The organism is Sphingomonas telluris (assembly GCF_022568775.1).
GTDB classification, from domain to species: domain Bacteria; phylum Pseudomonadota; class Alphaproteobacteria; order Sphingomonadales; family Sphingomonadaceae; genus Sphingomicrobium; species Sphingomicrobium telluris.
On the sequence record NZ_JAKZHW010000001.1, the window covers coordinates 382,029 to 403,470 of the forward strand.

The window sequence follows — 21,442 nt, forward strand, 5'->3', positions numbered from 1 at the left end:
TTTGAAACGTATTCCGCTTCTCGGAGGGGATAACCGATTGAAAGTCAATCAGAATCTCGGTTCAGGCCCCTGCCGGCCCTGTTACGAAATGATGATTTTAAGTCCATGCAGCCGTACGGCACGGCCGCCCTCGCAAACCGGCGCCGCAATGAGCCGGACCCATCTTTTTCCTCCGATTGCGGCGTTGATCTCAGCGTCGAGAGTGAACCCACATTGATGTTGGATCGCATGGGCTCGCAAGCGTTCCATCATCGTACGGGACCCTTCTGAATAGAAGGCAGTGCATTCCTCGCGGCTGACGATCGCATCCCTGGGCAGGCCGAAGATATCGTACACGCCGCCCGACCAGCTCAGGCGATTGTCCTTGAGGTCGCATTCCCAACAGCCGGCATGATGCCAGCTCAGATCGCCTACCGCGGCGGGTCGGACCGCATCGATCGCCTCGGAGTTCAAGATGCACCCAAGGTCGAAATGTCTATCCAGATCAAACAGCGGCCAGCTGGCCTCGAGCGGCATTTGCTTGGCCAAATTGCAGCCCTGTCCCGCGATTGAGATCATGTTCGCGCACGTTAGGGCAGGATCAAGCCATGGCAATCAGGAAAGGCCGGTGTGCTGTGTCCGTACTATCCGAAGGCCGCCTCGTGGGTCTGCGCGATTTCAGCAGCCGCGAGCGACTCAAGTGGCCTCTTGAAGGGACCTTGGGGATTCGCGGCTTCAAGGGCCCCATAGACGGGTGTTGCCGAAAGGGGCCACTGGTCATTTAGAGGTATAGCCGCGGTCGAACGCCGCGCTGTAGCAAGACGCGAACCCAGAAGCAGCGTACGGAGAATGTCCATGTCCACCCTTCGAAACCAGTCGGTTGCCGAGAAGCAAAGCTCCTACCTGGCGATGCTGAACGGCCTCACCGAGCTTGCCGCGGAGTTGGAGGCCAACGCGGTGCCGCAAGAAGCCAAGGCGAAGCTCTCGAGCCTGCTGTCAGTTCTCCGTTCCGACTATAAAGATCGGTTTCGCTCGGGCTCCGTGGACGAGGGGGTCGGAACTCAATCATATTGAGTTGAAATCGTACCAATGCGGCGGTGTGTCTCAACGACACATCCGCCTGAAAACAATCGAGTTTACTCAATATCGTGCTATTTGCCGATCCGGCGATACGACCGCTTGTCGGCCGACGATGCCGTTTTGCTCGGGGGAATACAATCATGGCGGCAGCCAATCAGGACGCCGACCAGACATCGAACCAAGCGCCGCTGGACCGCGCGCTGTCGATGCTGGTCGAAGCTCTCCAGATCTTGGACGCTCAGGAGGTTCCTCCTGAACTAGGAGCGCGTCTCCAAGGTGTTATCGAAGATTTGAACGATTACGCCGCGTCTTGAAATGTCTTTCGATGCAATTTGACGCGAACGGCCATCGATGCTTGCAGAACCACGAACTCGAGGCGATGAAACACTCGTAGCGTGCCGAATCGACCGTGGCGGGCACCGAGATCGGTGCCCGCCTAACTCTTCAGACATCGACCCTGCGTACACACCGACCGGCCATTAAAGCGGGTGAATCGCGGTTACGAGCCCGCAGCATTTCTCGTTCCTGCTCGTTGTGGGGTGAAGAAAGGCGTCGCTCAATGTCCAGTATCGATCCGAATGCTGTTGGAAGCGCTTTACCCAGTCAACGAAGCCGAGCCGGATCAATTCGTTGTGAATGGGAACCTCGCGCTCCGCGGCCGCCGTCTTTAATGTCATATCCCGCGTGAGCAGAAAGTAGCGGGTGCCGCTCGCCGACTTGCGGACGTGTGCCGGCGTGAGCTGCAAGATCTCTCCCATCCGCAAGCCCGAATAAAGCGCGATCAACGGCACCCAATAACGGCTGCGGCGGATGATATTCGGACCTCTGATCGCAAACCGGCGCCCGTCGTCCTCGCAGCCCCTGTACAGTGGCGAGCTGAAGATGGCCTTGAGCTCTTTGGACGCGAAGGGCAGACGCTGGTCCTCGCCGATCGGGCGCTTGACCAGGGGCGCGACGTCTTCGCCAACATTGTCGGCGACCATACGCTCCCTCACACACCATCGCAGCAGGTCCTCGAGCATCCGCAGGTAGTTGTTCTGGGTCTCCCACGACAGTGTCCGGCCCGACTTGTTCGACCTAGCAAGCTGCTCAAGCGATCGACTGCCTCTGGTCTTCGAGAAATTTGGAGGGAGCTTGGCGAGCGTGTCGCGGAAACGGTTGCAGTCGCTCCGCGAGACCTCCGTAATGCGCGTGGAGCGGCCAAAGAACAGGCCGACGTGATGGAGCAGGGACCGCTGCTTGGCCGCGGTTTTTGCGGTGACAGGCTTTAGATCGAGCACTTCCCGCTGATACCGCGCCAGGCATTCGCTTAGTGTGGCGCTTCGCTCGCCTCGATCGACCTGCGCCGGGGCGTTCGCGAAGAAAGCGTCGCCAAGCCGGTCCCGATAGTCGCCGTCGAGCCGCGCCAACTCCAGTGCAACCAGTTGCATGAGCGCCCGTCGGACAAGTTCGGCGAGACGCTCGTCGACGAGCAGCCGCGGTTCGTTCGAGGCGCCAGTCAACGCCTCCCGGGCGGCTTGGCCGACAAGCAAGTGAACATCGGGGTTTTGCCATGTGGCAAGGATCCCAAGTTGCTGTTGAAGATCCTCGCGGACCAATTCGCGCTCGTCATCGTCGAGTGCGGCGGGGCTGGCTGATCGGAGATCTAGGGCCGCTTTGGACCGGGCGAAGAACCGCCGGGCGAGCGCTGCCACTTCATCGTCGGATAGGGCGGAGGCCGCCGGGGAAGGGACCACCGCGGCTCGCTGCGCTTCGGCGAAAGCTGCCGCCCACCTGCCGGCCTCGCGCAGATGGAGCGCTTCCGCGTCGGATCGCCGCGACGTGCCCAGGCTCTTCCAGATCTGCTTTCGGCCAAAGCGCGCCACGAGCGCCGTCGGAACGACGATCCGCGAGTAGTAGGTCTTGCCGCGAAGGTGCAGCCCCCGGAGTTTTGCCACGTCTTTCACCCCTGCACTGTAGCAGTTCGACGTAGCAGGGGGCAAAGGAACCCCGCGAAAATCCTAGCTTTTCAGGATTTCCGCGGGATTTTCAGAGGATGGTGGAGCCGAGGGGGATCGAACCCCTGACCTTCGCAATGCCATTGCGACGCTCTCCCAGCTGAGCTACGGCCCCGTTCCCTCGCGCCTTAAGCGATGTTGTCCGCCCTCGCAAAGAGGGAATTTAAGGCGCTCCGTTCAAATTAGCTTTCGTCGTCCTCGCGGGCCTTCTCAACGCCGAGGTCGTCGTCGCCGGTGTCGAGGTCGACTTCCTCGTCGGCGCTCGGCTCGGCTTCTTCCTCGATCGCCAGATCCTCGGCTTCGAGATCCTGGTCGGTCGCGGCTTCCTTCTGACGCGCTTCCGCGGCCTCGAACGGAAGCGGCTGCTTCGACTTCAGGACCGGCTCGGGAATCCACTCGGTGCCGCACTCGAGGCAGTGCACCGGCTGATCATTGCCGAGATCGTAAAAGCGGGTCGAGCACTTGGGGCAAGTGCGCTTGGTGCCCCATTCGGGCTTCACCATGGTGGTAAACTCCAGTCAAAATCCGGTGGACCGCGAAGTGGCGGCAGCGTTCGGGCGCGCGCCTTGCCATAGGCTATCCGCCCTGTCAAAGCGCCTCCCTTGAACAGGAATTTCGGAACTGGCGACGAGGTTCGCAAGGGCTTCGTAATTGCGGTCGATGGCCCTGCGGCGAGCGGCAAGGGGACGATCGCCCGCGCGCTCGCCAAGCATTTCGACCTGCCGCACATGGATACCGGGCTGCTCTATCGCGCCGTTGCCCTGAAGCTGTGGCGCTGGGGCGGCGATCCCAACGTGGAATTCGAAGCTCTTCGCGCCTGCGACGACCTCGGCTTCGACCCCGGCGACGAGGAATTGCGCAGCGAACCCGTTTCACGCATCGCTTCGAAGATCTCGTCTTATCCTTCCGTTCGAGACGCCCTGCTGCAGCGACAGCGCGACTTCGCGGCTCAGGAGGGCGGGGCGGTCCTCGACGGCCGCGATATCGGGACCGTCATCGCGCCAAATGCCGATGTGAAACTGTTCGTGACCGCAAGCGCGGAAGTTCGGGCGCAGCGGCGTGTCCGCGAGTTGCTGGAGCGCGGTATGCCCGGGCATTACGAGGATGTCCTGCTGGATATTCGGGCCCGGGACGAGCGCGATGCGGGCCGCCCCGTAGCGCCATTGCGGCAGGCCCCGGATTCGCTTGTGCTCGATACGAGCGACCTCGGCATTCAAGAATCGATTGCTGAAGCGATCAGGCTCGTCGGTGAGCAGGTAGGACTAAAACTTCCAGGATAGTCCAACGGCAGCGAGCCGCTTGCGCTTCGAAGCCGGATTCGGATTGACCTCAGGCACGAAGTCGCGGTGCTTGGGTGCCGTCTCATACAGACCCACGCCCATCAAGGTGCCGGCAGCGATGCGCTTGCTGGCAAGGACGCCGCGTTGCTGCTGCCGCACGCCGGTCGGATCGGTATACTCGATAACGGGGAAGGCGAAGCCGCGATGGTGGAAGTGAGCCGGGGGCTCTCCGCTGAAGCGGGCCATGGAAGGCAATTTGTTCGCCTCGTCTATGCTACCGGGTTCGGCGACGCCCGGATGGGCCCAAACCAGCAGCGTTCCGAACGCGAGGACCCTCAAACGCTCCATGCGTCCCCTATTTGTCCATCGTTCCAACAGTATAACGAGACAGGGAAACCGCAAGTTCCGGGTGAACCCTGACTGCCGCGATTTGAGACAGCGATTCCGAAACGGAAGCACTTGCGCTAACTGACTAACAGGCCTCAAAAATCGTGGCTGGCGAAGGCAGGTTGCGGGCACCCGGTGGTGGCACGGGATTATTACTCAGTCTTGGGAGTGACGCCGGCATCCGAGGATGTCGTGATCCGCGCCGCCTATCGCGCGCTGATGCGCCGCTATCATCCCGACGCCGATCCCAGCAGCGAAGCGTCGCAGCGCGCCGCCGCGATCAACGCCGCCTACGCTGTCCTGAGCGATCCCGAGAAGAGGGCGCGCTACGACGGTTCGCTGGCCGCTCAGCGCCTCATCAAGACTGAACCGGATAAGCGGCGTGGGCTCTCCCGATACATTCCCGGCCCCGCCGGCCTTCTTGCCCTCGGTACTCTGGCTGTCGCGCTCACGGCCATCGCGATCTCGCCGCCGATCGGCGTGCTGCCTCCGGACACATTGGCTGAAGCCGGCCAGCAACGGGCGGGCTCGGCGAACAGGATGCGCGAAGCAGCGGCATCGAAGGCGCAAGCTGCCGATGCGGCGTCTTGCGATGATCCTTCCGTACCTCGGCTCATTCGAGCGGAGCTCGTGCGCCAAGCCGGACGTCTTCGCGATGCGGATGGGGAGATGCTTCAGGCCGTTGGCAACAGCGCCAGCGTGCGCCTGGATTCTCCAACGGCTCGAGGCGACCGCGGCATCGACGCCGTCGGCTGCAGCGGCTGGCTTTCCGTCAACCTCCCGCCGGGAGTGGTGGTCGAGGGCGGACGGACCAACCTCAACGGAGAAGTTGCGTTCGGTCTTCTGCGCACGGCCGACAAAGGCTTCAGGCTAGCGAGCCTGTCGGGAGCCAGCGGGCTGGTGCGCTCGCTGGCCACGGCCGGCCCGCCGCCGCGGGAGCAGATTTCGGAAGAAGACGTCAAGCCGGAGGAGATCGCCCTGTCGAAGCCTTCACCCCCGCGGGTGGTCCGCCCAGGGAAGCTTCCAGAGACGAGCGGCAAGGTGGTGGAAGTTGCGTCCGCGAAGCGGTCTTCCGCTGCCGCTCCTGTCGAGACGGCCAAGACGGCACCATCGGCTCCGGCCGACCTCTCAAGCCCGCACTGCCGCACGCTCAGCGGATGGGCGGACAAGGCAGTGTGCAACAACAGCAACCTGACAGGCCTAGATCGCCAATTGGCGCTGCTCTACCGCCAGTCCTGGGCGGAGGCCGACGCCTCGAAGCGGACGTCGCTCTCCAACACGCGTGATCAGTTCCTCGATCGCCGCAATGCCTGCCGTTCCGATTCCTGCCTGACGAGCGCTTATGTGTCGCGGCTTCGGGAGGTAGGCGATATCATGCGGCGGCGCTCGCAGTAGGCGTCACGGCTTCCTCCGCACCGCCCAGACGAGCGCGGAAAGGGAGGTGATCAGGGCAGCGAGAGCGAGCACTGCGGGGGGATCGAGAACGAGCACGGAATCCACTCCTTGCGAGGCGCGGGAGGCGACTCAGCAGTCGACTGTTCCCTATTTGTTCCCTATCTGCAATAGGTAATTTCCTACCGCGACAACTGCTCGCTGAGGTAGCAGAATCTTCACCTATGTTGCGTAAACCCTTGCGCTGGACAGAAATTCGAGTGGGCGGGACATGCAGGGGGCAACCAGCAAAGTCGTTCGTATTGCGAGTAGCCACCTCATCACGAGTTGTGCGACCGCAGCGGCTATCATCTTGTTCGTCGCGCTGGGCAGCCAGGTGCTGCCCGCCGCGTTCGAGAACGTGCCCTTTCAGGCGTCCGACTCTGAGTTGACGGTCGCCTTCCTGCTGAACATCGCGATCATCCTGTTCGGCTGGCGCCGTTCGAAGGACCTTCGCGAGGCCCTTCAGGCGTATGAGCGGGCTGAGCAGCTCGCTCGGAAGAACGCCAACACCGACCCGACCACGGGACTGGCCAATCGTCGCGAATTGATGCGGGCCCTGTCGGAAACGATCGAGTGGAAGAAGAGCGGGGCCCTGCTGCTGCTCGACCTCGACCATTTTAAGCGCGTCAACGACCTTCACGGCCATCTCGCGGGCGATCACCTGCTGAAGCACGTCGCCGACATTCTAGTCGACGTCTCGCCGGAGCGCGCCTGCTGCGCCCGCATCGGCGGGGACGAGTTCGCCATCCTGCTCGAAGATTCGACGGCGGGCGAGGCAGAAACGGTGGCCAGAAGCGTGCTGGAGCGTCTCGCCCTTCCGGTTCATCTTGGCTCGGCCCAGGCGTTCGTATCGGCGTCGATCGGCCTGGCCGAAATCCGCAAGTATCAGCGCGAGGAGGACATCCTCCACGAAAGCGACGTGGCGCTTTATGCCGCGAAGCGCGCCGGCCGGAACTGCCACGCCTGGTTCGATCCGGAGCTGGAGCGCGAGCTGACCGACCGGGTCCAGTTCGAGGAGGACATCCGCCGCGGCGTGGAACGCGGCGAGTTCATTCCCTTCTTCCAGCCGCTGATCGATCTCGAGACCCGCGAGCTTGTCGGGTTCGAAGCGCTCGCTCGCTGGAGGTCCGCAAGCCGCGGATTCCTGGAGGCCGAGCGCTTCATCGATGTCGCCGAGAAGACCGGCCTGGTCGGCCCGCTGACCATGAGCGTGTTCGAGCAGGCGCTGGTCGAGGCGCGGTCGTGGCCCGCGCATCTCAAGCTGGCGATCAACATCTCGCCGGTGCAGTTCCGCGATGCCTCTCTCGCCGCGCAGATCATGAAGATCCTGACCGAGGGCGGCTTTCCGGCCAACCGGCTGGAAGTCGAAATCACCGAGGGATCGCTGCTCGAGGACCGCGATCAGGTCATCGCAACCATCCGCAGCCTGAAGAACGTGGGCGTCAGCATCTCGCTCGACGACTTCGGCACAGGCTACGCCTCGCTGTCGCAGGTGAACACGCTGCCCATCGATCGCATCAAGATCGACAAGAGCTTCATCAGCACCATCGTGAAGAGCGAGCAGACCGCCGCGATCGTCAACACGATCACCAGCCTGGGTCACACGCTCAACGTCCCGATCACGGCGGAAGGCATCGAGTCAGAGCACGTCCGCAACGAGCTTGGCAAATATGGCTGCTCGGAGGGGCAGGGCTGGCTGTTCGGCCGTCCGCTTTCCGCCGACACCGTGCGCACCTTCCTGGAGATGCGCGAGCGCGGCGAGGGCGGTTCGCTGCCCGAGGCCGAAGAGCCACCCCAGCCGAAGCTTCGCCGTAGCGGCTGGTAAGGCGGTTCAGGCGGCCTTTTCCTGGCCCCACTGCCGTACGCGGCGCCCGGCGCACCAGAGTTCCTTCAGTGCCTCCCCATGCTCCTCCGCGCGCTCGACTGCGCGCTGGTCGTCTTCGGCGGCAAAGCCTTCGACGCGCCCGAACCGCCCGCGGCGGTCGACGAAGTAGAGCCTGTAATAGGGCACCGATACTCTCCGATTTGGGCGACACGACCTCGGTCTCGCGGCCCATTTCGACACTGGTCCCCAATGGTTAACCAAACCCTACTTTTTGAAAATTCGCCCCAAGAACATAACGGCTTAGCGACGGCGTGAGGATGCGGACGCGGGCCGGAGGCCGGGGTTGCGGATGCAATGCTCGTAGCCGATCCAGTCGGTGCGCGAATGCCCGCGCGAGGCGTTGCGGTTGCACAGGTGGATCTTCCAGTCGGGCGGGTCGGTCTTCTTCACGTAGGCGAGCGATCGCTTCATGGCCTTCTGCTGCCTGGAGATGCAGTTATTCTCCCACTGGCAGACGAAGCCGATGTTGAGGAAGACGGGGTCGCGGAGCGGCGGCAGCTTGGCGGAGGCCGGCGCGGACAAGCCGGCCAGCACACAGGCCACGGCAAGCACCGGCACCTTCATGCGCGTCCCCTCTGACACGTTGCGACCCGAGATGCCGTAACGCTCGACCATAGTGAATCGGTTGCACGGCTATTTTGCAAGCTTTTGTGAGCGTTGTTGGATTCCTGCGTAGGGGAAGTTGACCAAGTTGACTGTGCCGCGCGGTTTCCAGCCAGGCGCCGAAGTTCGCTAAGTTCACTCCTCAACGCGCGAGCAGCGTGGGGGAGGGGTGGGGAGGAGCGGGCGGTGCGTTGCCGGGAGAAGTCGTTGCGGGCGAATTTCCTGCTCATTCGGCAGGGTAAGTCACAAAAAGGGGGGTGTAGGACAGCACGAACTGCCGAGCGCAGCTGAGCGATTGCGGAGCAATCGGGAAGCAGCGCGTAGAGACGGCGAGCGCCGGCCGGCGCGCGAACAAGCGGCCTAAGCCGCGCCGCGAGACGCGTCCGACGTCACGGGATTTACTCCCGTGACGGCTTCTAGGGCCATTTAGCTAATGGCAGGAATGGGTGGAAAGCTGACATTTCAGCGGCGGACCAGTGATTGGTCAGACGAACCCTTCATTTCAGGATGCAAGCCGTCCTCAGCGCCTCGAAAACACGCCGCGCCGCAAGGGGGCCATGGCGATTGTGAGGTAGAAGCTCGCCGTTCGCGATGGCTACAGCGATCATCGTCACGATCTGTCGCTCGCCACGCGACAAGCCTTCAAAAGGATCAGTCATCCAAATAGGAATGGTCGTTGGGCATGATGAGGCTCCTACATAGCGGGAGCTCTCATTTGTCTCTCATTCGCCGACTCGCTGGAACCTCGTCGACGATGAGTCTCGCTACGCCACCTCGTGCATTTAGCGCAATGAATTAGCTGCCACGATGATTTGCAATCGGCACAATCGCCGCGAGCCTATGTCCGCAATGGGTCGAAAGCGGACACTGGGCTAGCGGCAACTTTGGGAGGAAAGCAGACATTCGCGGCGGCTCGGAACTGCCGCGATTGGCAGCATCGTCGCTCTCCTTGGCCGCCGGGCGGCGGGCCGCTCCCTTATTCCGTGCTCACCTTCGTCTCCTCCGGCTCCATGCCTGGACGATACCGGGGGCTGGGCTGGGGGAGCAGGAAATAAAGCAGGACTGATAATGTGAGCACGACCGCGGCCCTCGGCGCGACCAGCGCCAGCGGCACGGCGGCAACGGTGAGCAGGGCTGCGGTGGAATACCGCCAGGTCATTTGGCGGAGGAAATCGGGTGCGAGCCGCTCGTCCATGATCGTCCGTGGCCGGCCATACAGCCATTTTCCCATCCAGAACAAAGCCGGCACCATGAGTCCGATCGTGAGCACGAGGCTCGCCTCGGCCTCGTGCTGGGTCCCAACATTGTAGGCCCAGATGCGGACCGGATAGGGGATTGACATGACCCCCATCAGGAAGCCGAGGTTGATTGCCCCGAAGGCGTGGTCGCTGTGGACGTAGATGCGGCCGACATGGTGGTGCTGGAGCCAGTAGACGCCAATCGCGAGGAAGCAGACCAGCACAGCAAGATGCTCGCGCCACTGTGCGGCGATGGCGAGCCATAGGCTAGGGCCCACCGCCGGCCCGTCGGGAGAGCCCGGCGGCTGGATTTCGACGACCAGCAAGGTGAGCGCGATCGCGAAGACCGCATCGCTGAAGCCCTCAAGGCGCCTCAGGCCGCGGACGGCCCCCAATGTTCTCAGCATGAGTCTATCCTATCCCGTCAGCGCAACTCGCGGAGCCGAGCTTATCTGAGAGTCTGCTTTGGGTCGAAAGCTGCCACTGAGCTAGCGGCAACTTTGGGTCGAAAGCTGCCGCTAGCGAGCACAAAGCTTTACGTATTACCGCGACGCAAAGCTGTCGCAGCGCGGCATCGTCGTTGTGACCGCGGGCATATTCTTCGCGCCCGTTCCGACGTAGTCCGCTGGGGCAATGATGCACATGCCTGAAGGTGTGGTGGCCGGCACCAGAGTGACGCGGCCGTAATGAAGCGTGCCTGGAATGTCGCCCGCCAAAGTCCGGGTGCCCTGTACGTCCTCGCAATGCCTGCGAGCTTCGATGAGAGCGTCTTTTTGCCCTTTGAGCGAGGCATATTCACCCGCTTGGGGCCCATTGCCGCCCGACAGAAACAACAGAGCGGGCCAAGCCACGAGCAAGCCGACGCCCATGGCCCAACTATCGTTGCTCGATCGCCGCTTCAGTCGGTGGTAGAGCTCGTTCGCCTTGGTATCGACTGCCATGATCTCAGTGTCGATCTGGTGGCAGGTGAGATTCTGATACGTGGTTGGTGAGACGTACGCTGCAGAGATTTTGGTGGGTGAGGTGGCGCAGCCGGACAAGAGTGCTGCGGACGCAACAAGCGAAACAACAACGCGCATGGAAGCCCCCTTCCTGTACTCAAGCGTAGTTAACGCAAATTAAACAACTCTGCAACGCTCGTGGATCGGAGCGGGCTACGCGAAGCTGATCATCGTGACGCCACCGCCTCGTCGCAACTGAGGGCGTCAAGGGCTTCCTGCTTGCCTCCAAACCCCCTCTAGTCTAAGGGCGCAGCCGTCCGGCGGGCGGTGATCCCCTCTGGACAGCCCGTCTCAATTGGCGAGCGCGTTCGGTGCATCGGAAAGGTCCGGCGCCGATACGCGCTTTTTGCATGACGGGGTGTCCTCAGAACGAACCACCCCCAAGGACGCCGTTCCGGCATGGTGCCGCTGCGGCAGTGCATTGAACCAGGTCCGCATGTGAAGGCTCGCCATGGTGGCGGTCCCGCGGCAGGCCACGATTACAGAGAGACAACCAACTTTATGGCAACCACGGCATTTCCGACCCGCGACGATTTCGCGGAGCTCCTCAACCAGTCCCTCGGCGGAGAGAACGAGGCTTTTGAGGGCAAGGTCGTCAAGGGCAAGGTGACCGCGATCGAGAACGACCTCGCGGTGATCGACGTGGGCCTCAAGTCCGAAGGTCGAGTGCCGCTGCGCGAGTTCGCAGCGCCGGGCCAGAAGGCGGAAATCTCCGTGGGCGATGAAGTCGAAGTCTTCGTCGATCGCGTCGAGAATTCGCAGGGCGAAGCGATGCTGTCGCGCGACCGCGCCCGCCGCGAAGCTGCCTGGGACAAGCTGGAAGGGGAGTTTTCCGCCGGCAACCGCGTCGAAGGCGTGATCTTCGGCCGCGTGAAGGGCGGCTTCACCGTCGACCTCGGCGGCGCCGTGGCGTTCCTTCCGGGTTCCCAGGTCGACATCCGTCCGGTCCGCGACGTCGGCCCGCTGATGGAAATCCCGCAGCCGTTCCAGGTCCTCAAGATGGACCGCCGCCGCGGCAACATCGTCGTGTCCCGCCGCGCGATCCTGGAAGAGACCCGCGCCGAGCAGCGCAGCGGCCTCATCCAGAGCCTCGCCGAGGGCCAGGTCATTGACGGCGTGGTCAAGAACATCACCGACTACGGTGCGTTCGTCGACCTCGGCGGCATCGACGGCCTGCTGCACGTGACCGACATCAGCTACAAGCGCGTCAACCACCCGAGCGAGGTTCTGAACATCGGCGACACGGTGAAGGTGCAGATCATCCGCATCAACCGTGAGACGCAGCGCATCAGCCTCGGCATGAAGCAGCTCGAGACGGATCCGTGGGAAGGCGCGGCGGCCAAGTATCCGGTCGGCGGCGTGTTCTCGGGCCGTGTCACCAACATAACCGAATATGGCGCCTTCGTGGAACTGGAAGCGGGCATCGAGGGCCTCGTCCACGTGTCCGAGATGAGCTGGACCAAGAAGAACGTCCATCCGGGCAAGATCGTCAGCACTTCGCAGGAAGTCGAAGTGAAGGTGCTCGAGGTCGACGAGGAGAAGCGCCGGATTTCGCTCGGCCTCAAGCAGGCCCAGGCGAACCCGTGGGAAGACTTCGCGCAGAAGCACCCGGTCGGCTCGACCGTCGAAGGCGAAGTCAAGAACGCGACCGAGTTCGGCCTGTTCATCGGCCTCGACGGTGACGTGGACGGCATGGTCCACATGTCGGACATCGCCTGGGGCGTGTCGGGCGAGGAAGCTCTCCAGCTGCACCGCAAGGGCGAAACCGTCCAGGCGCAGGTGCTCGACGTCGACGTCGAGAAGGAGCGCATCAGCCTCGGCATGAAGCAGCTTGAGCGCGGCGGCGTTTCGGCCGCGGGTGCGGCCAGCGGCGCCAAGAAGGGCGAAGTCGTCACCGTCACCGTTCTCGAGGTGAAGGACGGCGGTCTTGAGGTTCAGGTCGGCGACGATGGCCCGACCGGCTTCCTCAAGCGCACCGACCTTGGCCGCGACCGCGACGAGCAGCGTCCGGAGCGCTTCCAGGTCGGCCAGAAGTTCGACGCGATGATCACCGGTCTCGACCGGTCGAAGAAGCCGAACTTCTCGATCAAGGCGCTGCAGATTGCCGAAGAAAAGCAGGCAGTTGCGCAGTACGGCTCGTCGGATTCGGGCGCTTCGCTCGGCGACATCCTCGGCGCCGCGCTGAAGGAAAAGGCCGCTTCGTCGAAGAAGTAAGTGTGTAAGGGGCGGCGACACTTGCGCCGCCCCATCCTTTCTGACAGCTTGACCGCGCTTCTTGGGGGAGAGGCATCGTCAAAACGAATATGATTCTTGCGGGGATGAGATGATTCGCTCGGAACTGGTGCAGAAACTCTGCGGCGACTTTCCCGACCTTACCCAGCGTGAAGTGGAAGGCGTTGTCGGCGCCCTGTTTGATTCCATCACCGAGCAGTTGGCCCAGGGCGGCCGTGTCGAGCTGCGCGGCTTCGGTGCGTTTTCAACCCGCCAGCGCGACGCCCGTGTCGGGCGCAACCCGCGCACCGGCGATCCGGTCTCGGTGAACGCCAAGCGCGTCCCCTATTTCAAGCCGGGCAAGGAAATGCGCGAGCGGCTAAACTTAAGCGAGGTTACCGCCGAGTAAGCCGGGGCAGCACTACCGTCGCCGCGGCTGGCAAATGCGGACGTGGCGGAACGGTAGACGCTGGGGACTTAAAATCCTCTTCCCGTAACGGGAGTGTGGGTTCGATTCCCACCGTCCGCACCATCGCTGCCTGCAGGCATGCCGGGGGCATGCCGAGGACAACGATCCCGTAGCGAGGCGGAGGGCGAGCGCGCATCCTCAGCGCGTCGCACGCACACCGACCGCCGCAATACGCTCTACGTCGCGATATTCGTCGTGCTTCAGCTCCTCACCGAACACATCCGGATCGATCTCTTCGATCGTGATCTGCGCGCCGGCGGCGTTGCAGTCGGATTTCAGCGCCACGAGTAGCGGGGATCGGCCGTCGACGAAGGCCGCCCCCGTATAGAGCAGCATCGTTCCTCCGGGTGTGAGCTTGTCCAGCGCCTGGCGCAGCCAGTCGAGAGCGATCGCGCCGCCCAGGAGCTCGCCGCCGTGGCGATACTGACGCTCCGTAGAGTCCATCAGGTAGGGCGGGTTGGCGATGACCAGGTCCGCGCCTTCCGGCAGTCGGTCCGAGCAACGAGTCTCCACCGACGCACCGGCGGCGGCCGCGTTGACCTCCGCCAAGGAAAGCGCCTCCGGGTTCACGTCGACGAGCGAGACCTTCGCGTCCGGGAAGAGCGCGCTCACTGCGATCCCGCCGCTGCCGCATCCAGCGCCCATGTCGACGATGTGTCGCGGCGCCGGGAGGGACGGGAGTTGCCGCTTTACGAACCCCACGAACCGATACGTGTCGGGGCCGAAGAAGACGGCGTCCTTCTCGTCGGTTGGATAGCCCGAATGGACGAAGAGCTGGTCGTCGAGGCTGGCCACGCGGATGCGGCAGACCAGCTTGCCCGATCCGTCCCTTTCTAGCGCTTCTGCCTGTTCGAGCAGCTGCAGAAGCACCGGTTCTATTTCGTTCGGGCCAAACGGCCTGTTCCAGCCGAAGATATCGCGGAGGGTCGGGGGACCCGTGCACTCCGACGACAGCACGCATTCGTGCGTCGCGGGCGTTACGGTCGTGAACTGATAGGCGTAGAGCCGGAGGAAATGCAGCAGCTCGACGAGCGCTGCGTCGCGCTTCACCAGAGCTCGCGGCGGTAGTGATCGAAGCATCGTGCGCCGCACTGCAACCGCATCAGCGCACCTTCGGCGATCGCTTGGGCGCGGGCCGGGTCTTCGGCGACTGCGGGTGCGATGGCTTCCGCATTCCATGCGGCGCTGTGCTTCACGTCCAGCGTGGCGTGGAGATCGAAATAGGTTCGGGCCTTTGCCGCAACGCCGAGACGCTTGAGGCCTGCCGCAACTGCGGCCGAGCGATCGGGAGCTGTGAGCTCGATGACGCCCAGCGCGCCGAGCGCGTGCCACGCGTAGTCGCGGCGCGTCGCCATGGCCGTCATGGCGTTCGCCAGCGCGAGGCTCTGCCAGCAAGTCCCCTCGATCGTCGGACGAATGCCCAGCGCGACCGTCAGCCGTTCGAGCATAGGGCCGTGCATGCCCTTCTCGTTGCCGCGGCCCATCTCGTCCCAATAGTTGCGTGCGAGCTCCAGCTTGATGCGGGTCGGCAGCTTGATCTGCGTCAGCGCCGTCAAATCGTCGAAGCCCGCTTCCCCGGCCGCTTCCTGCTGCAGGTACCAGCGCATCTCATCGAGCGTCGCGCGTTCGGCAAGCCACGGGAACAAGGGGTCGCCCTGTCCGGGCCCATGCTGTTTCAGGCTTTCGAACCAGGCGACGAAACCTTCGGAATCCGATGGCGCCCTGGACGCTTCCTGGCTTACGTCGCGGCGCAGCGCCTCGAGGAAGCTGTCCTCCAGATTCAGCATCTCGACGTCGTTCGCGAGCCGCCGTTCGCGATCGGCGTCCGGGAGGCGCGGCGCGAGGCGCTCCCGATTCCATCGGGCGAGCCGGTGCTGCACATCCTCGCTGAAGATCTCCGGCTCTTCGCTACGCCACTTGAAGACTGTCGCCATGCAATGCGGAAACTGCCTTGTATGTCAGGCGGTTCCGTGCGCTAGCAGCGGCCTGTGCGCGTACTAGGCATCACCGAAACCTGCGACCTCGGGTCCCTCTACCGGCGCCTTCTCGGCGAGGGGCATGAGGTCAAGGTCAGCATCTCCAATCCGCTTGCGTCCGGCACGATGGCGGGAATTGTCCCGCGCTCGGACGATTGGCGAGCGGACCTGGAATGGATCCGCGAGGCTGGGGCCGACGGGCTCCTCCTGTTCGAGGCGATCGGTTTCGGCGAGCTTCAGGACCAGCTTCGCGTCGGAGGGTTCAATGTCGTGGGCGGCAGCGCTTTCGGCGACCGCCTGGAGAACGACCGAGCGTTTGCGCAGCAGCTCCTGTCCGACCTCGGACAGCAGATCGCGCCCACGAAGGAGTTCACAGGCGCGGAGACTGCAATCTCCGACCTCGCGAAACGACCACGGCGATGCGTTCTGAAGCTGAGCGCTTCGGCCGGCGAGACTTTGGTCGGAGTTCTTTCCGACGGTCGGGACATCGCCGCCTATCTCAGAATTAAGCCGCCGAGCGGCGCCTTCATCCTGATGGATCATGTCGAAGGTATCGAGATCGGCGTTGGCGCTTTCTTCAACGGATCGCACTTCCTGCGCCCTGCCTGCCTCGACTGGGAGCACAAGCACTTCTTCGCCGGTGACCTCGGCGAGCTGACCGGCGAGATGGGTACGGCGGCGACGTTCGATCATTCGGACACCTTGTTCGACGCCACCCTGGCGCGTCTCGAACCCCAGCTTGCGGATGCGAAGCATGTCGGCTGGGTGAACCTCAATATGATCGTGAACGCGGAGGGCATCTGGCCGCTCGAGTTCACCTGCCGCTTTGGATACCCCGGGTTTGCCGTGCTGGAGCCGCTTCAGGCGATCGGTTGGGGCGAACTGCTGAAGTCTTTGGCTCAGGGTTCGGGCGAGCGCCTGCCCACGCACTCCGGCTTCTCGGTCGGCGTCGTCCTCAGCACGCCACCCTTTCCACTGTCGCGCAAGGAAGTGGACGCGCCTGTGGGGCTGCCGCTGATCGTCGACGGCGTCGAGGTCGAGCATCTTCACTGGGGCGAGGTCGGCTTGGAACAGGACCAGCTGGTGACGTCAGGCCTCTACGGCTGGACGGCGGTCGTCACGGGGACGGGCCCTACCGTGGGTGACGCGCAAGCGGCGGCCTACGAGCGCGCCAGCAAAGTGCAGACGCCGAACCTGCGCTATCGCAAGGACATCGGCGACAAGCTCGCGAAGTGGCAGCTTCAGGCGTTGACCGATTGGGGCTGGATAAAGTCCATGCCCTCCAGCCGCATCGCATCGCAAATCGTGCGATAGTCGCTCGTCAGCTCGGTGCCCGCCGGCAGGTCGTAAGCCGCGACGTCATCGCCGAACGCGATGCCGAGCGAGCGAGTGTTCGGCTCATCGGAATGGTTGAAGTGGCGCCCGTTGTCGCCGCAGAGGACCCATAGCCTGAGATCGGCATGGAGCGTGGAATAGGTCCGCAGGAAGCTCTGCAGAAGCTCCGGCATGTCTTCGAGCTCGTCGTCCGAGAAGACGCGGTCGATGCGGCTGTCGAACCGCCAGATCAGTTGTCCTGCCCGGACCGGCTCGACCAGGAAAACGCCGATTCCGTGGATGTCGCTCGCGCGCAATTCCGTCCTGACCATCAACATACGCAACTCCGTCGGCGCAGGTAAACGGCCTCTGGGCGGAAAGGTGCCCAGAGGTGCCAAAGGACAACTCAAATTGTTAATCTTGTCGGGCTATTGCGAGCATGTGTCCGAGGAGCGTCCGCAAAGTTCTACAGGCAGAGCCGCGAACGATGTCGCGCGCCACGACTGGGTCGTGCTTGGAACGGTCATTGCCGCCGTCGTCCTGCTAATCGGCAACGGCACTTCCTTTTTCCGCGAAATCAGCCGCGCGGAGATCCTGCTGGGCCCGGGCGTCCAGGTCGCTGCAATCGCTCTCACGCTGAACGTCGCGCTGCTTCTGTTCGGATGGCGGCGCTACGTCGACCTGCAGCATGAGACCGAGCGCCGCATCGACGGTGAACGCCGCGCGGCAATTGCGGCTTCGACCGATCCGGTGACCGGGCTGCTCAACCGCAAGGGCTTCGCCGACGGCACCGAGGATTTGCGGGGCAGGGCGGCGACGGCAGGCCTGTCACTGCTGATCATCTCGCTTCAGCTACATCGATTCCGCTCCGTCTACGACCGCCACGGCTACGACGTTGGCGACGCCATGCTTCGCGGCATTTCGGCGACCATCCTCAAGGAGGTGCCGGGCCCGGCGGTCATCGCCCGCATTGGCGGCGACGAGTTCGCAATTGCCAGCGTAACGTCCGCTGACACTCGCGAGGAATCGCAGAAGCATATCGAAGCGCTGCTGCGCTCCGTGACCCGCCCATTCGAGATCGAGGGCAAAATGATCCAGGTCGGCGCGTTCGCCGGCATGGCCCTCGCGCCTTGCGAGGACGTTCGCGTGCCCGACCTCCTTCGCCGCGCTGATATCGCGCTCGACCATGCGAAGACGGGCCGCTCGGCACGGCCGGTCTGGTTCGACGCGGCGATGGAACGTGCGCTGATGGCGCACGGGGAGATCGAGCAGGGCATCCGCTTCGGCCTCGAGCACGAGCAGTTCGTGCCCTTCTTCGAGCCGCAGGTGGATCTGAGGACCTGCGAGATCACCGGTTTCGAGGTTCTCGCGCGCTGGAGGCACCCTCTCGGCGGCCTCATCTCCCCCGACCAGTTCATCCCGATCGCCGAGGAAATCGGGGTCATGGACCGGCTGTCCGAGCAGGTCATCCGAGCCGCTCTGTTCGCTGCTCGGGACTGGGACCCGTCGATCAAGATTTCGGTCAACATCTCGCCAACGCAGTTCGCGGACGGCTGGCTAGCCGAACGGATCGTCCGCATCCTGACCGAGACCTCGTTCCCGGCGGATCGTCTGGTCATCGAGATCACCGAGAGTTCGATGCTCGGCGACATGGACCTCGCCAAGTCCATCGTCACCAGCCTCAAGAACCAGGGGATGAAGCTGGCGCTGGACGATTTCGGCACCGGCTTTTCGTCGCTGTCGCACCTGCGCTCGCTGCCGTTCGATTTGATCAAGATCGACCGTTCGTTCGTGACCAACATTCACGAGAGCGGCCAGAGCGCCGCCATCGTTCGTGCCGTCGTGACGCTGGCCGATGCGCTGAACGTGCCGATCCTCGTCGAAGGGATCGAGAACGAAGCGGCACATGCCGCCGTGCTCGCCATCGGCTGCTCGAGCGGGCAGGGCTGGTACTTCGGCAAGCCGATGGAAGCGGACCAGGCGGCCCAGCTGGTCGTCCGCCGCACCGCCGTGCCGGAAGCGCAGGCTTCTCAGTCGCCTTCCCGCGCGGCTTAATCCCTAATCAACGACAGGTTCCCGGGCGTCCCGTTACGGAACGGGCGGAGCAAGCGCGTCGAAAGTGGAGTTGTGCGCATGGTTAAATCCACTTTAAGAATTGGCCATGCGAATGCTGAAACCTGTGATTGCGTTAGACCCGCGCCTCTTCGGAAGGCGCTTCCCGGGATTCATCCTCGGCAGCCCCGAGGAGCCGAGCTGGGCAATCAGCGACGACCTGAAGCTGTTCGCATCGACCTTTGCTGCGGGATTCCTGTTCGTTTCGGTCCTGATTCTCTGACCGCTCGACCAATCTAAGATTACTAGATCGGCCCCTCAGTTGGGGGGACGATGATGTTGCGTAGGTTTTGGCGATTGCTGACTTCGCCGAGCGCAAAATGCTCTTGGTGCGGCAAGCCGCTAATCGGAAACGATCATTCTGACTGCGCTCAAGACCAGGCCATGCATTAATCGCAGGCCAAATGGAGCTTCCAGCCTAGCCAAGCCGCGATGACGCTTCCGAGCGCAACCAGGAACAGGGTCTGCGCGACCGAGAAGCCCACCAGCACGAGTCCGGTCAGCATCAGCGTCGCGAGCACCATCGCGCCTGAATTGACGATGTTGTTCGCGGCCACCGTGCGGGCCGTTTCCGACTTCGGGACGGTTGTGGTCAGGAATGCGTAGAGCGGCACGACGAACATGCCGCCCGCAATCGCAACGCCGAGAAGGTCCAGCACGACCGCCCAGGCCAGCGGGTGGCGGAGGAATTCGCGGAAGGTGACGAGTTCAGTCGACGCCGGCCAGTTGCGGGTAAGCCAGAAAAGCAACAGTACGAATATGCCCATCAGCAGCGCTGAGCTGGGCGCGAACCTCGCCGACACGCGGCCCTTCAGCATGCGGTTGATGGCAACGGAGCCGATGGCCACGCCAACGGAGAAAACGGCGAGAAACAGCGTCGCGACGCCCTGGTCGCCGTAGAAGACGTTCTTCACGAGCGGCGGGAATTGGGCCGCGAGGACGGCGCCCATCGCCCAGAAGAAGCTGATCGCGAGGATCGCAAGGAAGAGGCGGCGTACGTGCAGAGTCGCGCTGACCAGCGTCACCGAGGCTCGAATGATGTGCCAGTCCATGCCACGGTGAGGGTAGCCGGGAATTTCCGCATCGTCGGCGGGTGGAGCAGCGGGCACGAAGCCGCCCGCGACGCGGCCGATGAGCGCAACCGCCAGCACCCCGACCGCCGCCCACTCGGCATGATAGCTGCCGTCGGATCTCTGATGCACAAGAAGACCGCCGAAGATCGTGCCGCACAGGATGGCGATGTAGGTGCCCGCTTCCACGAGTCCGGTACCGCCGAGCACCTCGTCCTTGGTGAGATGCTGCGGAAGGATCGCGTATTTGATCGGCCCGAAGAAGGTCGAATGCACACCCATCGCTGTCAGGGCGATGAGTAGCAGCGGGACGTTCTGCAGCAGGAGGCCCGCCGCGCCGAAGATCATGATCGCGATCTCCACGCTCTTCACGATGCGGACGATGCGCGCCTTGTCGAGCGCGTCGGCAAGTTGGCCGGAAAGCGCCGACAGCAGGAAGAAGGGCAGGATGAAGAGGCCGCCGGCGATGGCGCTGAACGTCGCCTCCTGCTCGGCATTGCGGTAGATCCCGTAGATGACGAGCAGCACCATCGAGGTGCGGAAAAGGTTGTCGTTGAAGGCGCCGAGGAACTGCGTCGTGAAGATTGGCAGGAAGCGGCGGGTTCGCAGGAGGTGAAGAGAGTCCTGCATCAGAACGCTCGCGGCGACGGTAAAGTCCGCGTGAATAACATTAGGTCCGGTGGGCCCTCGGCTGCCGCAATTGCCGAAAACCCTTAGCGACTGCCGCGCCTCCTACAAGCGCAGGATCGCCATGACTTTTGCCAATTCGTCGCATTGGCTAAGCAGGTTGCCAATGTTGTCCGTGCCGAACCTGCTGACGCTGTCGCGAATCCTCGCCGTGCCCTTGCTCGTCTTCCTTCTGTGGAAGCCGGCGCCATGGGACTATGCGATCACCTTCGTCCTCTACTGCATCGTCGGGATCACCGATTATTTCGACGGCTACCTGGCGCGCGCGCAGGGGCTGACTTCGCGGCTAGGGCAGTTCCTCGATCCGATCGCGGACAAGATCATGGTCGCGGCGGTGCTGGTCATGCTGATGGCGAGCCGCAAGGCGGACGGCGATGCGCCGATTATCGAGAATTGGTCTGTCATCCCGGCGCTCGTCATCCTGCTGCGCGAGATCATGGTTTCGGGCCTGCGCGAGTTTCTGGCCGAACTGAAGGTGCTTGTCCCCGTAAGTGCGCTCGCCAAGTGGAAGACGACCTTCCAGCTCGTCGCGCTCGGCGCCCTGATCCTCGGCGGAGCCTTCCCGGCGCAGCACTGGATTCATCTCACCGGGATCGGCTGCCTCTGGGTCGCGGCGGCGCTCACCCTCGTCACCGGCTGGGATTATCTGCGCGTCGGCCTGAAGCACATGGACTGAGGTTCTGACGAGAACCTGACACTAATCGATTTTCCCATTGTTA

General features: G+C 63.3%; 23 protein-coding genes and 2 tRNA genes. 12 read left to right on the forward strand and 13 right to left on the reverse strand.

Annotated features, from left to right (window positions below; genetic code table 11):
* Positions 1-81 precede the first annotated feature (81 nt).
* Positions 82-558, reverse strand: a complete 477-nt coding sequence (locus LZ016_RS01930; RefSeq protein ID WP_241445481.1) for a hypothetical protein — start codon at positions 556-558, stop codon at positions 82-84.
* Between the two features lie 276 nt (positions 559-834).
* Here LZ016_RS01930 and LZ016_RS01935 point away from each other — a divergent pair, with 276 nt between their 5' ends.
* Positions 835-1,053, forward strand: coding sequence for a hypothetical protein (locus tag LZ016_RS01935; protein ID WP_241445483.1), 219 nt, complete (start codon positions 835-837; stop codon positions 1,051-1,053).
* Positions 1,054-1,199: 146 nt separating this feature from the next.
* The gene (locus LZ016_RS01940) at positions 1,200-1,373 is read left to right on the forward strand and encodes a hypothetical protein (RefSeq protein WP_241445485.1); all 174 of its coding nucleotides are present in this window, start codon (positions 1,200-1,202) and stop codon (positions 1,371-1,373) included.
* Positions 1,374-1,538: 165 nt separating this feature from the next.
* Here LZ016_RS01940 and LZ016_RS01945 read toward each other — a convergent pair whose 3' ends face one another.
* The 3 genes from LZ016_RS01945 to LZ016_RS01955 form a co-directional block, all read right to left on the reverse strand.
* Positions 1,539-2,996: a site-specific integrase gene (locus LZ016_RS01945; protein WP_241445487.1), complete on the reverse strand. Its 1,458-nt coding sequence runs from the start codon at positions 2,994-2,996 to the stop codon at positions 1,539-1,541.
* Between the two features lie 99 nt (positions 2,997-3,095).
* A tRNA-Ala gene (locus LZ016_RS01950) sits at positions 3,096-3,171 on the reverse strand.
* Positions 3,172-3,238: 67 nt separating this feature from the next.
* The gene (locus tag LZ016_RS01955; protein ID WP_241445489.1) at positions 3,239-3,559 is read right to left on the reverse strand and encodes a TIGR02300 family protein; all 321 of its coding nucleotides are present in this window, start codon (positions 3,557-3,559) and stop codon (positions 3,239-3,241) included.
* Positions 3,560-3,658: 99 nt separating this feature from the next.
* Between LZ016_RS01955 and LZ016_RS01960 the strand changes: the two genes are divergently transcribed.
* The gene (locus tag LZ016_RS01960) at positions 3,659-4,336 is read left to right on the forward strand and encodes a (d)CMP kinase (protein ID WP_241445491.1); all 678 of its coding nucleotides are present in this window, start codon (positions 3,659-3,661) and stop codon (positions 4,334-4,336) included.
* On the opposite strand, the gene LZ016_RS01965 is transcribed toward LZ016_RS01960, so the two are convergent.
* Positions 4,319-4,684, reverse strand: a complete 366-nt coding sequence (locus LZ016_RS01965; RefSeq protein ID WP_241445493.1) for a hypothetical protein — start codon at positions 4,682-4,684, stop codon at positions 4,319-4,321. The genes LZ016_RS01960 and LZ016_RS01965 overlap by 18 nt on opposite strands.
* A 177-nt stretch (positions 4,685-4,861) precedes the next feature.
* Between LZ016_RS01965 and LZ016_RS01970 the strand changes: the two genes are divergently transcribed.
* Both LZ016_RS01970 and LZ016_RS01975 read left to right on the forward strand, forming a co-directional pair.
* Positions 4,862-6,118 (forward strand): DnaJ domain-containing protein, encoded by a 1,257-nt coding sequence (locus LZ016_RS01970; protein ID WP_366512875.1) that lies wholly within the window; start codon positions 4,862-4,864, stop codon positions 6,116-6,118.
* Between the two features lie 349 nt (positions 6,119-6,467).
* Complete coding sequence (locus LZ016_RS01975) at positions 6,468-7,982, forward strand: putative bifunctional diguanylate cyclase/phosphodiesterase (protein ID WP_241445497.1); 1,515 nt, start codon at positions 6,468-6,470, stop codon at positions 7,980-7,982.
* Positions 7,983-7,988: 6 nt separating this feature from the next.
* Here LZ016_RS01975 and LZ016_RS01980 read toward each other — a convergent pair whose 3' ends face one another.
* The 4 genes from LZ016_RS01980 to LZ016_RS01995 form a co-directional block, all read right to left on the reverse strand.
* On the reverse strand, positions 7,989-8,168 hold the full coding sequence (locus LZ016_RS01980) for a hypothetical protein (RefSeq protein WP_241445499.1): 180 nt from the start codon (positions 8,166-8,168) through the stop codon (positions 7,989-7,991).
* Between the two features lie 114 nt (positions 8,169-8,282).
* Positions 8,283-8,657, reverse strand: coding sequence for a hypothetical protein (locus LZ016_RS01985; protein WP_241445502.1), 375 nt, complete (start codon positions 8,655-8,657; stop codon positions 8,283-8,285).
* Positions 8,658-9,621: 964 nt separating this feature from the next.
* Positions 9,622-10,290, reverse strand: coding sequence for a TMEM175 family protein (locus tag LZ016_RS01990; protein ID WP_241445504.1), 669 nt, complete (start codon positions 10,288-10,290; stop codon positions 9,622-9,624).
* Between the two features lie 135 nt (positions 10,291-10,425).
* The gene (locus LZ016_RS01995; protein WP_241445505.1) at positions 10,426-10,962 is read right to left on the reverse strand and encodes a hypothetical protein; all 537 of its coding nucleotides are present in this window, start codon (positions 10,960-10,962) and stop codon (positions 10,426-10,428) included.
* A 423-nt stretch (positions 10,963-11,385) separates the two neighbouring features.
* Between LZ016_RS01995 and rpsA the strand changes: the two genes are divergently transcribed.
* From rpsA to LZ016_RS02010, 3 genes are all read left to right on the forward strand, one after another.
* The gene (rpsA, locus tag LZ016_RS02000; protein WP_241445506.1) at positions 11,386-13,098 is read left to right on the forward strand and encodes a 30S ribosomal protein S1; all 1,713 of its coding nucleotides are present in this window, start codon (positions 11,386-11,388) and stop codon (positions 13,096-13,098) included.
* Positions 13,099-13,207: 109 nt separating this feature from the next.
* Entirely contained in the window at positions 13,208-13,504 is a 297-nt protein-coding gene (locus LZ016_RS02005) for an integration host factor subunit beta (protein WP_241445507.1), read from the forward strand.
* A 36-nt stretch (positions 13,505-13,540) separates the two neighbouring features.
* Positions 13,541-13,627 (forward strand) — tRNA-Leu (locus LZ016_RS02010).
* A gap of 75 nt (positions 13,628-13,702) precedes the next feature.
* On the opposite strand, the gene LZ016_RS02015 is transcribed toward LZ016_RS02010, so the two are convergent.
* Complete coding sequence (locus LZ016_RS02015) at positions 13,703-14,644, reverse strand: methyltransferase (protein WP_241445508.1); 942 nt, start codon at positions 14,642-14,644, stop codon at positions 13,703-13,705.
* Entirely contained in the window at positions 14,611-15,498 is an 888-nt protein-coding gene (locus LZ016_RS02020; RefSeq protein ID WP_241445509.1) for an iron-containing redox enzyme family protein, read from the reverse strand. The genes LZ016_RS02015 and LZ016_RS02020 overlap by 34 nt, the downstream gene beginning before the upstream one ends.
* A gap of 54 nt (positions 15,499-15,552) precedes the next feature.
* Between LZ016_RS02020 and LZ016_RS02025 the strand changes: the two genes are divergently transcribed.
* Positions 15,553-16,854, forward strand: coding sequence for a hypothetical protein (locus tag LZ016_RS02025; protein ID WP_241445510.1), 1,302 nt, complete (start codon positions 15,553-15,555; stop codon positions 16,852-16,854).
* Here the strand turns inward: LZ016_RS02025 and LZ016_RS02030 are convergent.
* Positions 16,782-17,192, reverse strand: coding sequence for an SET domain-containing protein (locus tag LZ016_RS02030; protein WP_241445512.1), 411 nt, complete (start codon positions 17,190-17,192; stop codon positions 16,782-16,784). The two genes, LZ016_RS02025 and LZ016_RS02030, sit on opposite strands and share 73 nt — an antisense overlap.
* A 73-nt stretch (positions 17,193-17,265) precedes the next feature.
* Between LZ016_RS02030 and LZ016_RS02035 the strand changes: the two genes are divergently transcribed.
* Both LZ016_RS02035 and LZ016_RS02040 read left to right on the forward strand, forming a co-directional pair.
* Positions 17,266-18,909, forward strand: a complete 1,644-nt coding sequence (locus LZ016_RS02035) for a putative bifunctional diguanylate cyclase/phosphodiesterase (protein WP_241445514.1) — start codon at positions 17,266-17,268, stop codon at positions 18,907-18,909.
* A gap of 106 nt (positions 18,910-19,015) precedes the next feature.
* The gene (locus LZ016_RS02040) at positions 19,016-19,189 is read left to right on the forward strand and encodes a hypothetical protein (RefSeq protein ID WP_241445516.1); all 174 of its coding nucleotides are present in this window, start codon (positions 19,016-19,018) and stop codon (positions 19,187-19,189) included.
* A gap of 166 nt (positions 19,190-19,355) precedes the next feature.
* Here the strand turns inward: LZ016_RS02040 and LZ016_RS02045 are convergent, their stop codons facing one another.
* Positions 19,356-20,666 carry an MFS transporter gene (locus LZ016_RS02045; RefSeq protein ID WP_241445517.1) on the reverse strand — a complete coding sequence of 437 codons (1,311 nt, stop codon included), beginning with the start codon at positions 20,664-20,666 and terminating at the stop codon, positions 19,356-19,358.
* Positions 20,667-20,829: 163 nt separating this feature from the next.
* Between LZ016_RS02045 and pgsA the strand changes: the two genes are divergently transcribed.
* Entirely contained in the window at positions 20,830-21,399 is a 570-nt protein-coding gene (gene pgsA, locus LZ016_RS02050) for a CDP-diacylglycerol--glycerol-3-phosphate 3-phosphatidyltransferase (RefSeq protein WP_241445518.1), read from the forward strand.
* Positions 21,400-21,442 lie beyond the last annotated feature (43 nt).